This is a genomic window from Streptomyces sp. NPDC048142 (assembly GCF_043202835.1).
Lineage (GTDB): Bacteria > Actinomycetota > Actinomycetes > Streptomycetales > Streptomycetaceae > Streptomyces.
The window spans coordinates 23,310-36,094 of sequence record NZ_JBIDBC010000023.1 but is presented as its reverse complement, the minus strand read 5'-3'; the positions used below and the strand labels follow the sequence as shown (position 1 = coordinate 36,094).

At 71.7% G+C, this 12,785-nt stretch carries 15 protein-coding genes; 11 read left to right on the top strand and 4 right to left on the bottom strand.

Features of this window, described 5'->3' with window-relative positions; genetic code table 11:
- Positions 1-3 precede the first annotated feature (3 nt).
- Positions 4-774 (bottom strand): IclR family transcriptional regulator, encoded by a 771-nt coding sequence (locus tag ACGF2Y_RS25565; RefSeq protein WP_392951751.1) that lies wholly within the window; start codon positions 772-774, stop codon positions 4-6.
- 543 nt (positions 775-1,317) lie between these two features.
- Here ACGF2Y_RS25565 and ACGF2Y_RS25560 point away from each other — a divergent pair.
- From ACGF2Y_RS25560 to ACGF2Y_RS25535, 6 genes are all read left to right on the top strand, one after another.
- Positions 1,318-2,958, top strand: a complete 1,641-nt coding sequence (locus ACGF2Y_RS25560) for a sensor histidine kinase (RefSeq protein ID WP_392951748.1) — start codon at positions 1,318-1,320, stop codon at positions 2,956-2,958.
- On the top strand, positions 2,955-3,362 hold the full coding sequence (locus ACGF2Y_RS25555; protein WP_007454741.1) for a roadblock/LC7 domain-containing protein: 408 nt from the start codon (positions 2,955-2,957) through the stop codon (positions 3,360-3,362). Before ACGF2Y_RS25560 ends, ACGF2Y_RS25555 begins: the two co-directional genes overlap by 4 nt.
- Entirely contained in the window at positions 3,359-3,730 is a 372-nt protein-coding gene (locus ACGF2Y_RS25550; RefSeq protein ID WP_103509680.1) for a DUF742 domain-containing protein, read from the top strand. The genes ACGF2Y_RS25555 and ACGF2Y_RS25550 overlap by 4 nt, the downstream gene beginning before the upstream one ends.
- Positions 3,711-4,325 (top strand): ATP/GTP-binding protein, encoded by a 615-nt coding sequence (locus ACGF2Y_RS25545; RefSeq protein WP_392951744.1) that lies wholly within the window; start codon positions 3,711-3,713, stop codon positions 4,323-4,325. Before ACGF2Y_RS25550 ends, ACGF2Y_RS25545 begins: the two co-directional genes overlap by 20 nt.
- A 173-nt stretch (positions 4,326-4,498) precedes the next feature.
- Positions 4,499-6,064, top strand: a complete 1,566-nt coding sequence (locus tag ACGF2Y_RS25540) for a cytochrome P450 (RefSeq protein ID WP_392951741.1) — start codon at positions 4,499-4,501, stop codon at positions 6,062-6,064.
- Positions 6,065-6,209: 145 nt separating this feature from the next.
- Positions 6,210-7,556, top strand: coding sequence for a 6-phospho-beta-glucosidase (locus tag ACGF2Y_RS25535; RefSeq protein WP_392951738.1), 1,347 nt, complete (start codon positions 6,210-6,212; stop codon positions 7,554-7,556).
- 46 nt (positions 7,557-7,602) lie between these two features.
- Here the strand turns inward: ACGF2Y_RS25535 and ACGF2Y_RS25530 are convergent, their stop codons facing one another.
- Together ACGF2Y_RS25530 and ACGF2Y_RS25525 are read right to left on the bottom strand one after the other, a co-directional pair.
- Positions 7,603-8,040 carry a hypothetical protein gene (locus tag ACGF2Y_RS25530; protein WP_392951736.1) on the bottom strand — a complete coding sequence of 146 codons (438 nt, stop codon included), beginning with the start codon at positions 8,038-8,040 and terminating at the stop codon, positions 7,603-7,605.
- Positions 8,034-8,507, bottom strand: a complete 474-nt coding sequence (locus ACGF2Y_RS25525; protein WP_392951734.1) for an ATP-binding protein — start codon at positions 8,505-8,507, stop codon at positions 8,034-8,036. The genes ACGF2Y_RS25530 and ACGF2Y_RS25525 overlap by 7 nt, the downstream gene beginning before the upstream one ends.
- A gap of 207 nt (positions 8,508-8,714) precedes the next feature.
- Here ACGF2Y_RS25525 and ACGF2Y_RS25520 point away from each other — a divergent pair, with 207 nt between their 5' ends.
- The 3 genes from ACGF2Y_RS25520 (at position 8,715) to ACGF2Y_RS25510 (ending at position 10,775) form a co-directional block, all read left to right on the top strand.
- Complete coding sequence (locus ACGF2Y_RS25520) at positions 8,715-9,575, top strand: helix-turn-helix domain-containing protein (protein WP_392951731.1); 861 nt, start codon at positions 8,715-8,717, stop codon at positions 9,573-9,575.
- On the top strand, positions 9,575-9,811 hold the full coding sequence (locus ACGF2Y_RS25515; protein ID WP_018955330.1) for a DUF397 domain-containing protein: 237 nt from the start codon (positions 9,575-9,577) through the stop codon (positions 9,809-9,811). The genes ACGF2Y_RS25520 and ACGF2Y_RS25515 overlap by 1 nt, the downstream gene beginning before the upstream one ends.
- A 154-nt stretch (positions 9,812-9,965) precedes the next feature.
- Positions 9,966-10,775 (top strand): SAM-dependent methyltransferase, encoded by an 810-nt coding sequence (locus ACGF2Y_RS25510; protein ID WP_392951728.1) that lies wholly within the window; start codon positions 9,966-9,968, stop codon positions 10,773-10,775.
- A gap of 66 nt (positions 10,776-10,841) precedes the next feature.
- On the opposite strand, the gene ACGF2Y_RS25505 is transcribed toward ACGF2Y_RS25510, so the two are convergent.
- Positions 10,842-11,300, bottom strand: a complete 459-nt coding sequence (locus ACGF2Y_RS25505; protein WP_392951726.1) for a cupin domain-containing protein — start codon at positions 11,298-11,300, stop codon at positions 10,842-10,844.
- Positions 11,301-11,353: 53 nt separating this feature from the next.
- Between ACGF2Y_RS25505 and ACGF2Y_RS25500 the strand changes: the two genes are divergently transcribed.
- Both ACGF2Y_RS25500 and ACGF2Y_RS25495 read left to right on the top strand, forming a co-directional pair.
- The gene (locus ACGF2Y_RS25500; RefSeq protein ID WP_392951723.1) at positions 11,354-12,319 is read left to right on the top strand and encodes a helix-turn-helix domain-containing protein; all 966 of its coding nucleotides are present in this window, start codon (positions 11,354-11,356) and stop codon (positions 12,317-12,319) included.
- Positions 12,320-12,347: 28 nt separating this feature from the next.
- A complete protein-coding gene (locus ACGF2Y_RS25495; RefSeq protein ID WP_392951721.1) occupies positions 12,348-12,782 on the top strand; it encodes a YchJ family protein in 435 nt (144 codons plus the stop codon).
- The last annotated feature ends 3 nt before the right edge of the window (positions 12,783-12,785 follow it).

Here is a 12,785-nt window from a genome sequence, read left to right as displayed (position 1 = left end):
GGCTCAGCCGGGGTGCGCGGGGGGCAGCAGCGCGGCCGACTCGCCGAGCAGCACCGCCCGTTCGGCCGTCGCGGCGTCGTCCGACCGGTCGGCCGGGGCGGCGGCCACCAGCGCGAGCCGGTCCCGCCAGCTGGACCCGCCCAGAAAGACGGCGACCGCGCTCAGGCCGGGGGCCGACTCGCCCCGGCCGACCGCGTGCCCGCTGCACCGGATCAGCGCCAGCTCGTCCAGCAGGGCCGTACGCGAGGTGAGGGTGCGCGGCGTCAGCGGCTCCAGCTCCTCCCGCGGGTACAGCGCGCACACCTGGTCCGCCGTCATCCGCGACAGCAGCAGCTTGCCGCCCGCATCCGCGTGGGCCGGGCCGGTCCACCCCAACTCCAGCCCCACCCGCACCGGGTGGGCCGACTCGCGGCCGTCGGTGACGACGACCTGGTCGCCGATGAGGGCCACGCAGTGCACCGTTTCGCCCGTCCGCGCGACGGCGTCGTCCAGCACCGGCCGCAGCCGGTCGCGGGCCGCCCGGCCGAACCCCGCGGGGCGGCCGAGCCGCACCAGCTCCGGGCCCGCAGCGTAACCCCGCCCCGACGTGTCGCGGATGGCGAACCCCCGGCTCTCCAGGGTGCTCAGCACCCGGTGCGCGGTGGACCGCCCGACGGACAGCCGCTCGGCGGTCTCGCTGACGGTGAGGGTGTCATGGGTCAGGAAGAGCCGCAGGGCCCGGAGTCCCGTGTCCAGCGATGCGATCGTGTAGCCGCCGGCCGCCGTCATGCTCATGTTCCGCCCGATCCTTCTCGTCACCGTCGGTGTGCCGCCGACCGACATGATTCCCGGTCCGGCGCCGCCGTGCAGGGCGGTCGGAGCGTACGCGGCGGAGGGCGTCCGCATACGCGTCAGCACGGCGACTTTTCGCGCCACCCGTCCGTCGCTCAGGAATCCGTACCTTTCGATCCGATTCGATCACCTGTGCCTCCGTCCTTCTCTGTGGGACGGCAGAGTAGGCCTGTGCGATGAGTTGCCCGATAAGGAAACTTTTGTCGAAGAAGTCCGTACCGTTGTTCGGGACGACGAGCCCCTCGGGGCGGTGACTTCCGGAATCTGTCACTCCTCGCGCACGCTCCACAGCGTTGAGTGCAAAAACTGGTGAGTGTATTCCTCTTGGCGAGCTTTCGCAGGGGGTTGGGTGAATATGCCGAAGCACTGTTCTGATCTGGCTAAGCTCACGCGCAGTGAAGACGAGTTGAGATGAATTCGAGCACTTGTTCCGAGTCTCCGCTCACGTGCGCATACATCCCGGAATCAACCGCCAGAGGGTTTTAGATGGTCCGTGTTGAATCACCGCCGACCGACAGAGAAATTCCCGTCGTCCGCGTAGTCCTGCTGCCCGTGGCCCTGCTCCTCGGCGCCACCGCCGCCGGGTCGGCCCTGGTCGCACCGGCCGCGCGGATACCAGTCGCCGTGTGCGGCGCGATCACCACGCTCGTGGTCGCCGTACTCACCGTGGCGCTGCACCGTCATCGGCGCGCCACGCGCGTCCAGCGTGCGGAGTACGAACAGCGCATCGCCTACCTGGAACACCGGATCCTCTCGCACGACGCCGAGACGGTACGGCTCACCAAGGACGTCATGCCCGCCGCCATCCGGCGGCTGCGGGTGGGCAATTCGCCCGAAGAAGTGATGCGCGACATCGTCGACGCGGACGTGGCCAACCGCCATCTGCCCAAGGCGCTGCGCGAGCAGGTCTACCAGGTCCTCGAAGTCATCGACAACGAGGAGGCGCGGCGTGACTCCGCCCAGCGTGCCTTCGTCAGCGTCGCCCGCCGCGTCCAGGCGATCGTGCACCGCCAGGCCAGTGAACTGCGGGAGATGGAGGACCACTACGGGCGCAACCCCGAGGTCTTCGACGACCTGCTGCGCATCGACCACGGCACCGCGCTGATCGGCCGTCTCGCCGACTCCATCGCCGTGCTCGGCGGCGCCCGTCCGAGCCGCCAATGGCCCAAGCCCGTACCGCTGTTCAGCGTGCTGCGCGGTGCGATGTCCCGCATCCTGGAGTACCAGCGCGTCGATCTGCACTCGATCGCCAAGGTCGCCATCGTCGGCACCTCGGTCGAACCGCTCATCCACGCCTGCGCCGAACTCCTCGACAACGCGACCCGCTACTCGCCGCCCCAGACCCGGGTGCACGTCACCGCGGTCGAGGTGCAGACCGGCATCGCCATCGAGATCGAGGACGGCGGCGTCAGCCTCAGCGAGGAGGCCCGCGCCCGCGCCGAGAACATGCTCGCCCAGGCCCAGGCCGGCATCAACATGAACGACCTCGGGGAGTCCCCGCGGCTCGGCATGGCCGTCGTCGGCCGGCTCTCCCGGATGTACCAGCTCCAGGTGTCGCTGCGTCAGTCGGCGTACGGCGGCGTCCGCGCCGTCCTCATCGTGCCGCGCGACATGATCACCACCGGGCCCGCCCCGGGCATCGCCCACGGCATCGGCGCCACCTCGCGGCCCACCAGCTCGCTGGACATGTCGCAGCTCCAGCACGTGGTGCCGCCGCCCGGCAAGCGCAAGCCCAAGCCCGCCGCCACCGGGCCCGTGCCGTCGGTGGCCGCACCGGTCCCCACCGGTGCCCCCGCGGCCACGTCGCGCCCGGCCGTACCCGCGGCGGCCATGGAGGACGACCTTCCCGTGGTCACCGAGTGGACCGAGAACGGGCTGCCGCAGCGCCGCAGCCGGGGCCGCGCCCCGCTCGGCTCGCACAACCTCCCGCAGCAGCCCCCGCCGCCCGCCGCCCCCGCCGACGGGTACCAGCCCGGCCGGGACGAGGGCGGGGAGGACGGGCGCGGCGAGGAGAAGCCCCCCGGCCTGTGGCTGGAGGCCTTCACCAAGGCCGTCAACGGCGTACCGCAGGAACGAAAGCACGGCGAAGACTCCGATGAGGCGTGGGACAAGGGAGACCTGAAGTGATCCAGCAGCGGGGAAACATGGACTGGATGCTCAAGGAACTGGCCGACGACGTTCCGAGCATCCACCAGATCGTGGTGCTCTCCTCGGACGGCCTGCGCATCGCGATGCACGGCGGCGACCCCGACGTCGCCGACCGGCTCGCGGCGGCCTGCGCCGGGCTGCAGAGCCTGGCCGCCGCGGTGGCCACCGAGATCCCGTACAGCGACGGACTCATGAAGCTCGTCGTCATCGAGGTGACGGGCGGTTTCTTCTACCTGATGGCGGCCGGGGCCGGCGCCTATCTCGCGGTCCTGGCGGGCGAGACGGTCGACGCCGGACTCGTCGGCGCCCGGATGCGGGACATGGTCGTGCGGATCGGAGCCCACCTGACCAGCCCGCCCCGCCACGGCGGGCAGTCCGGATGAGTGGTCCTCGACGAGAGCGCCGCAAGGCCGATCCGGACCTCCTCGATCCGGAGCGGTTGTACGTGATCACCGGCGATCTCGACGACAGTGAACGGGCCGCGCTCGACCTGGTCACGATGGTCGTCGCGCAGGCGGAGCCCTCGCCGACCTTCCAGCCCGAGCAGGCGGCCATCCTGCGGCTCTGCCAGGCCCCCCTGTCCGTCGCCGAGATCTCGGCCTATCTCAGCCTGCCGTTCAGTGTGGTCACCTCGCTCCTGAGCGATCTCCTCGCGACCGAACTCATCGAGTCGCGCGCGCCGATCGTCCGCGCCACTCTCCCCGACAGGTCCCTTCTCGAAGCGGTGATGCATGGACTTCAGAAGCTCTGACACGATCACCGGACCCCGCAGCGAGGACGTCCTTCCCACCACGGCCACCGCCGCGGTGAAGGTCGTGATCGTCGGAGGGTTCGGCGTCGGCAAGACGACCATGGTCGGCTCGGTGAGCGAGATCCGGCCACTGACGACCGAAGAGACCATGACCCAGGCCGGCGTCGGCGTGGACGACAACGCCGGGGTGGAGACGAAGACCGCCACCACCGTGGCCATGGACTTCGGCCGGATCAGCCTCAGCGATGAACTGATCCTCTATCTGTTCGGCACCCCCGGCCAGGAACGCTTCTGGTTCCTGTGGAACGGCCTCTTCGAGGGCGCCCTCGGCGCGGTCGTCCTCATCGACACGAGACGACTCGAAGTCAGCTTCGACGTCATCGGCCGGCTGGAGGAGCGCGGAGTGCCGTTCGTGGTGGCCGTGAACACCTTTCCCGACGCGCCGCACCACCCGGTCGAGGCCCTGCGCAGAGCCCTCGACCTGCCGGACGAGGTCCCGATGGTCGACTGCGACGCCCGGCTGCGGGCCTCCAGCCGCGATGTGCTGATGACCCTGATGCGCTATCTGCACAGCCTGGCCGTCCCGCTCGCCTGACGCCGGAACCTCTCCTTTCGGGACGCCCCGGGCGACCGGATCCACGACCGGATCCACGACCGGGAGCGCGCGCCATCCCCCGGCGTACGCCCCCGGCCCGATCCGGTCCGCGCCCGAACGCCCGTCCCACCCGCTTGCGCACCCAGCCCTGGAATCCGATCCCTGGAGCCCCTGTGACAACCCCCTTCCACCACGAACCGGGCGCCGTGCCGCCGCCCCAGTGCCCGGCCCACAACCTCGACATCGGCCCCGGCGGACTGCGCCGGCTCTACGGCCCCGAGGCGGAGAACGACCCCGCGGGCCTCTACGACAAACTCCGCGCCGAACACGGCACCGTCGCCCCGGTCCTGCTCCACGGCGACGTGCCCGCCTGGCTCGTGCTCGGCCACAGCGAGAACCTCCACCTCACCCGTACGCCGTCCCAGTTCTCCCGGGACTCGCGGCGCTGGCGGGCCCTCCAGGACGGCAGCGTCGCCCCGGACCACCCGCTCGCCCCGATCTTCACCTGGCAGCCCGTCTGCGTGTTCGCCGACGGCGCCAAGCACGAACGGCAGCGCGGCGCGGTCACCGACAGCATGGAGCGCATCGACACCCGCGGGGTGCGCCGCCACATCAACCGCTTCAGTAACCGCCTCGTCAACGACTTCTGCGAGAAGGGCACCGCCGACCTGGTCGGCCAGTTCGCGGAGCACCTGCCGATGATGGTGATGTGCGCGATCTTCGGCATGCCGGAGGAGTACGACGAGCGCCTCGTCCAGGCGGCCCGGGACATGACCCGCGGCACCGAGACCGCCGTGGCCAGCAACGCCCACATCGTGTCCGTGCTGACGCGCCTGGTCGAGCGGCGCCGCGCCGACCCCGCGCCGGACTTCGCCACCTGGCTCGTCGAGCACCCCGCGACGATGACCGACATCGAGGTCGTCGAGCATCTGCGGCTCATCCTCATCGCCGCCTACGAGTCCACCGCCAACCTCATCGCCAACGTGCTGCGCATGGTCCTGATCGACCCGCGCTTCCGCGCCCGGCTCAGCGGCGGGCACATGACCGTGCCCGAAGCGGTGGAGCAGACCCTCTGGGACGAGCCGCCGTTCACCGCCGTCTTCGGCCGCTGGGCGGTCGGCGACACCGAGCTCGGCGGCCAGCAGATCAAGGCGGGCGACGCCCTGCTCGTCGGGATCGCCCCGGCCAACACCGACCCCGCCGTCCGGCCGGACCTGGGCGCCGACATGGGCGGGAACCGCGCCCACCTCGCCTTCAGCGGCGGCCCCCACGAGTGTCCGGGCCAGGACATCGGCCGTGCCATCGCCGACGTCGGGGTCGACGCGCTCCTGATGCGCCTTCCGGACCTGGAGCTCGGCGTCGGGGAGAGCGAGCTGCGCTGGGTCGGCAACATCATGTCCCGCCACCTGGTCGAGCTGCCGGTGCAGTTCGCCCCCAGCCCGCAGCAGAAGCTGGACGCCGACCCGCTCTCGGTGATGGCCCGTACCGCCCGCCCGGCCGACGCCTGGGAGATCTCCTCCCCGGCCAGGCCCGTTCCCGAGCCCCGGCACGAGGCGGCCGGGGCGCAGCCCGCCCACGCCCCGGGCGCCGCCCCCGGGCCCGCACCGGCCGCACCTCCCGCGGCCGAACCGGCCCCCACCCCCGCACCCGCTCCGGTGGCGACGATCCCGCAGCAGCGCCGCCCGGCCGCCCCCGCCCGGCTCTGGCAGGCGGTCGCCCGCTGGTGGAGCGGCTACTGACACGCCGTCGACCGTCCGGCCGCGGCGGCCCCGGATCACGCCCACGGGCCCGGGGCCGCCGCGTCGTGCACCCGGGCGGGGGAGCCCGGACCTGCCGGAGCGGGGATCACCCGGGAGCCCAGGCGTGCCCGTACCATCGAGCAGCGTGAAGCTGACAATTCTTGGCGGTGGCGGATTCCGGGTGCCTCTCGTGTACGGGGCCCTCCTCGGCGATCACGCCGAGGGCCGCATCTCCCGGGTCACGTTGTACGACACCGACGCCGACCGGCTCACCGCCGTCGCCCGCGTCCTGGCGGAACAGGGGCGGGGCATCGCGAACGCCCCCGCCGTCGTCGCCACCACGGAACTCGACGAGGCGCTGCGCGGCGCCGACTTCGTCTTCTCCGCCATCCGCGTCGGCGGACTGGCCGGACGCGCCGCCGACGAACGGGTGGCCCTCGACGAAGGCGTGCTCGGCCAGGAGACCGTCGGCGCCGGCGGCATCGCGTACGGGCTGCGCACGGTCCCCGTCGCCATCGAACTCGCCCGGCGCATCGCCCGGCTCGCCCCGCACGCCTGGGTCATCAACTTCACCAACCCGGCGGGACTCGTCACCGAGGCCATGTCCCAGCAGTTGGGCGACCGGGTCATCGGGATCTGCGACTCGCCGGTCGGGCTGGGGCGGAGCATCGCCCGCGTCCTGGGCGCCGACCCGGACCGGGCCTGGGTCGACTACGCCGGGCTCAACCACCTCGGGTGGGTGCGGGGGCTTTATGTGGACGGGCGGGACGAACTGCCCCGGCTGCTCGCCGACCCGAAGCTGCTCGACTCCTTCGAGCAGGGCCGGCTCTTCGGCGCCGACCTGCTCCGGTCGCTGGGCGCGATCCCGAACGAGTACCTGCACTACTACTACTTCAACCGTGAAGCCGTACGCGCCTACCAGAAGGCCGAGCAGACCCGGGGCGCCTTTCTCCGGGATCACCAGGAGGGCTTCTACGCCCGCATGCGGGAGCCCGGCACCCCCGCCCTGGCCACCTGGGACCGCAGCCGCGCCGAACGTGAGGCGACGTACATGGCGGAGAGCCGCGAGGTCGCCGGGGCGGGGGAGCGGGAGGAGAGCGACCTGGAGTCCGGCGGCTACGAACAAGTCGCGCTCGCTCTGATGCGGGCCGTCGCCCGCAACGAACGTACCTCCCTGATCCTCAACGTCCGCAACCGCACCGCCCTTTCGGTCCTGGACGCGGACGCCGTCGTCGAGGTGCCCTGCCTCGTCGACGCCAACGGGGCCCACCCGGTGGCCGTCTCGCCCCTCCCGTACCACGCGGTCGGCCTCGTCACCGCGGTGAAGGCCGCCGAGCGGGCGGTGCTGGAGGCGGCGGAGAGCGGGTCGCGCGCGGCGGCCGTCCGGGCTTTCGCGCTGCACCCGCTGGTCGACTCCGTGGCGGTGGCCCGGCGGCTGGTCGACCGGTACACCGAGGTCCACCCGGGGCTCGCGTATCTCGACCGGCCCTGAGCAACCGCCGCCGGCGCGGTGGGCAAGGGAGTCCGACGGCGGCTTCCTACGGCGCGGACGCGACGCTCGGCGCACCGGCGGCGGCCCAGCTCGGCGTCACCCCGGTCACCTGGCAGACCATCAGGAAGAGCGGGATGGGCGGGGTGTACGGAGTGAGGCTCTCCGGTGAGTGGATCAACCGGGGCCGGCCGCCGGGCACCTCCGCGTCCCGCGCGTACGTCACCTGCTCGGGCCAGTCGAGATCCAGGTCGGAGCCGGCCGGGACGATCCACCACCAGCGGTCCGCGTCGGCGAAGACGCATCCGGTGCGCGGCAGATGGGACATGAGGCGGAAGCCGTGCCGGGCGGGCACCCCGACCGCGTCGCAGCCCAGGCTGGCCGACATCGAGGCCGGCAGGGCCAGCCGCACCCGGCCGCCGCAGGCCTGCTCGGGCGTCCGGGCCCGGTGCGCCGCGCGCAGCCGGGACAGCGCGTTTCTCAGCATGGCTGCTCCGTGCCGGACAACTCGGCGTCGTACGGCAGCTCCGCCCAGACGATGCGCCCGCAGGCGGCCCCGGCGTCGTGCGATCCCCAGGCGCTGCTCATCGCGTCGACGAGGAGCAGACCACGGCCGTGCTCGTCGTCGGAGGTGCGGCGCAGCCGCGGGCCGCCGGGCTGGTGCCCCTGGTCCTGCACGGCTATCCGCAGCCGTCTGCCGAGGCGGCTCAGCTCGCACACCACTCTGGTGCTCGCGGTGTGCACGACCGCGTTGGTCACCAGCTCGGAGACGACGAGGACGGCCGCGTCACAGGAGTCGTGGCCCAGCTCCCAGGCGTCCAGCCGGGCTCGCGTCAGCTCGCGCGCACCGGCCACCGACTCGGGGTGCGCCGGCAGCGCGAAGCAGTAACGGAGCGTCTCCGTCCCGGGACTGAGGTCCATGAGCCGGGGGATGAGCGCACTGCCAGGTGCCACGACCGATTCCTCACAGTGGGGGCTGCATCACGCTTCGTTCCCCGGGTATTCGGGGGCGGGCATGACTGAGCGAACTGGTTCTGGAGTCAACTCTCCCCCTGACGATGACACTTGGCAAGAGGCACTCTGAAATTTCCAGAGTGACTGTGTCGTTGGGGGCGCACGCATGGCACACTGCTCGCAAAACAGCGCATGGGGAGGTCTGAAGTGAGCGAACCGCGGTCCGCCCCGACCGTGGGCCAGGTCGTTCTCGGTAAGCGCCTGCAGGATCTGCGTGAGGGTGCCGGCCTGACCCGTGACCAGGCGGCGAAGGTGCTCAGGGTCGCCCCGGCGACGATACGCAGAATGGAGACGGCCGAGGTCGGGCTGAAGATCCCCTACGTCCAGGCGCTGCTGAAGGCGTACGGCGTCGGGGAACAGGAGACCGACGCCTTCGTCGAACTGGCGGAGGAGGCGAACAAGCCGGGCTGGTGGCAGCGTTTCCACGACGTCCTGCCCGACTGGTTCAGCATGTACGTCAGCCTGGAGGGCGCGGCGAGCCTGCTGCGCATGTACGAGCCGCACTTCGTGCCCGGACTCCTCCAGACCGAGGACTACGCGCGCTGCGTGATGCGGACCGGCGCGGTCGGCCAGACCCGCCCCGAGGACATCGAACGCCATGTGGCGCTGCGTATGGAGCGCCAGTGCCTGCTGGCCAAGGACGACGCCCCCAGACTGTGGGCGATCATGGACGAGACCGTCCTGCGGCGGTCCGTCGGCAGCGCGAAGGTGATGCGCGGGCAGATCGACAAGCTGCTCGAAGCCACGGAGCTCGCCCACGTCACGCTGCAGATCGCGGAGTTCGCCACCGGCCACCATCCGGGAACCTACGGTCCGTTCGTCCTCTTCCGGTTCGCCGTTCCCGAACTCCCCGACATGGTCTACAGCGAGTACCTGACCGGAGCCGTCTACTTCGACGCCCGACCCGAGGTGGCCTCCTATCTCGAAGTCATGGACCGCATGGCGGCTCAGGCCGCAACTGCACAACGCACGAAGGAAATCCTCCGGGACTTCCGCAAGGAGCTGTGATGAACCACATATACAACGGCATGCCGGCCGGTGACCTCGGCTCCGAAGGCTGGTACAAGCCGTGGAGCGGAGGGAACGGCGGCAACTGCGTCGAGGCCATGAAGCTCGCCGACGGGCGCGTCGCCGTACGCCAGTCCGCCGACCCGGACGGCCCCGCTCTCATCTATTCCAACGGCGAGATCGCCGCGTTCATCCAGGGTGCCAAGGCCGGCCAGGCAGACTTCCTTCTCACCTGAGGCCACACCCCCTATCCTTCCGGGCACCGAAGGGCCCGGCGGAGGGGCCCACCGAAGGGCGCGTTCCCGCACCGCACTCGGGCACGTTCCCGCACACTCCTTCGTCATTCGTATTCCCATCGTCGACGTACGGACCCCGACCACGGAGCGCGCCATGACCGGGCAAGAACCCCGCCCCATCGAGATCGACACCAGCAAGCCGCATCCGGCCCGGATGTACGACTGGTTCCTCGGCGGCAAGGACAACTACCCGGTCGACGAACAGATGGCGCGTCAGCTGCTCGCCCTGGACGCGCGGGGCCGTGACATGGCGCGGGTCAACCGGGCGTTCATGCACCGGGCCACCCGCTGGCTCGCCGAGAGCGGTGTGCGCCAGTTCCTGGACATCGGCACCGGCATACCCACCGAACCGAACCTCCACCAGATCGCCCAGCGGGCGGCCCCCGACGCGCGCGTCGTCTACTGCGACAACGACCCGATCGTGCTCGCCCACGCGGCGGCCCTGCTCCGCTCCACGCCCGAGGGCGCCACCGAGTACATCCAGGCCGACGCCCGCAAGCCCGAGGCCATCCTGGCGCAGGCCGGAAAGGTCCTGGACTTCGACCGGCCGATCGCCCTGTCGCTGCTGGCCCTGCTGCACTTCATCGACGACGAGGACGGCGCGGGCGAACTGGTCGACAAGCTGGTCGAGCGGCTCCCCTCCGGCAGCTATCTGGTGCTCTCGCACACCACCGGCGACTTCAACCCGGAAGGCGCGGCACAGGCGCGGGCGATGTACAAGGCGCGCGGGATGACGCTGCGGCCCCGCAGCCACGCCGAACTCACGGCGTTCTTCGACGGCCTCGAACTGGTCGAGCCGGGCGTCACGCTCTCCGCCGCGTGGCATCCGGAGCTCGGCGAGGTCATCGACGTCCCGGGCGACGAGCCGATCCCGGGATACGCGGGCGTCGCCCGGAAGCCCTGACCGCTCTCATCCGCCCCGGCCCGCCCGTGTCCGACGCGGGCGGGCCGGGGCGGTGGAGATCCGTGCTCAGGCGTCGAGAGCGTGTCCCGTCGTGACGTCCACATGTCCGGGCACCGCGTCGTGCGCATCGCCCACCGTCGACGTGCCCGACGGCTCGAAGAGCAGGATCGAGGCGCCGCGACCGGAGCGGGGCAGATGCCAGACACCGCGCGGGACGACGAAGACCGCGCCCTGCTCCAGGGTGACGGACCGCTCGCCGTCCCCGCCCTTCCCATCACCGTCACCGTCGCCGTTTCCGTCGCCGTCGCGCAGAGCGATCTCCAGCGTTCCGTCCAGCACGAGGAAGAACTCGTCCGTGTCCTCGTGCACATGCCACACGTGCTCGCCGCGCACCTTGGCCACGCGTACGTCGTAGTCGTTGACCCGGGTCACGATGCGCGGACTCCACAGCGCCTCGAAGGAGGCCAGGGCGGCGCTCAGCAGGATGGGCTCGGTGGCGGGCCGCGCCGCGTTCTCGTTACTCATGGGCTCCACTCTGCGTGCTGGACCCCGACGCCCGTGAGTGCTACGAATCGCATATGACGAAAGAATCCTCGCACCGGGTGGTGATGATCGTCTCGGCCGGTTCCAATCCGTTCGAGATGGGGGTCGCGACCGAGCTCTTCGGGCTGCGCCGGCCCGAGCTGCCCGTCGACTGGTACGACTTCACCCTCTGCTCGACCACGCCCACGGTCCGCATGCACGCCGGCTTCTTCCAGCTCTCCGGCGTCCCGGGACTGACCGCCGTGGACCACGCGGACACCGTGATCGTGCCCAACCGGCCCGACCCGCTGGAGGAGCCCGACCCGGACGTCCTGGCCGCGATCAGACGCGCCGACGCCCGCGGCGCGCGTCTCGTCAGCTTCTGCACCGGAGCCTTCACCCTCGCCGCAGCCGGAGTGCTGGACGGCAGACGGGCCACCACGCACTGGCGATGGGCGGACGCCTTCACCGCCCGCTACCCGCGGGTCGACCTCGACCCGGACGTCCTCTTCGTCGACGACGGGCAGGTGATCACGGCGGCCGGGAGCGCCGCCGCCCTGGACGCCGCGCTCCATATCGTCCGCGCCGACCACGGGGCCGAGACCGCGGCGGCCGTCAGCAGACGGCTCGTCCATCCGGCCCACCGGGACGGCGGCCAGCGCCAGTTCGTCGAGCACCCCGTTCCCCAGGCAGCCGACGCCTCGCTCGGGCCGCTCCTGGAGTGGGCCACCGGGCACCTGACCGACGGCCTCGACGTGGCGGCGCTCGCCGCCCGCGCCGCCGTCAGCCCCGCCACCCTCCACCGCCGCTTCCGCGCCCAGCTCGGCACCACACCGCTGGCCTGGCTCACCGAGCAGCGTGTCACCCTCGCCCGCCGCCTCATGGAGCGCGGCGAGGAACGCCTCGACGTGATCGCCCGCGCCAGCGGACTCGGAACGGCGACCAGCCTGCGCACCCAGCTCCGCCGCCGTACGGGGCTGACGCCCACCGAATACCGCCGCCGCTTCGCCCCGGCCCGCTGAGCCCGCCGCCCCGCGTCACAATGGACCCATGTCACGACGCACCTCCCGGCCCCGGGGCCCCGCCGCCCCGCGCATCACTCCCGCCTCGCCCTGCCCCTGCGGCCTTCCCGCCGCCTACGGGGAGTGCTGCGGCCGCTTCCACTCCGGCAGCGCCGCCGCGCCGACCTGCGAGGCCCTGATGCGCTCCCGGTACGCGGCCTTCGTCGTCCGGGACGCGGCGTACCTGCTGCGCACCTGGCACCCCGGGACCCGGCCACCCGGCGTCGACTTCGACCCGTCGATGCGCTGGGTACGCCTGGAGATCCTGGACACCACCGAGGGCAGCGCTTTCCACTCCACCGGAACGGTCACCTTCCGCGCCCACTACACCGACGACGGGCGTCCCGACTCCCTCCACGAGACGAGCCGGTTCGCCCGCCACGAGGGCGCCTGGGTCTACACGACGGCGGTCTTCGTCGACTGACCG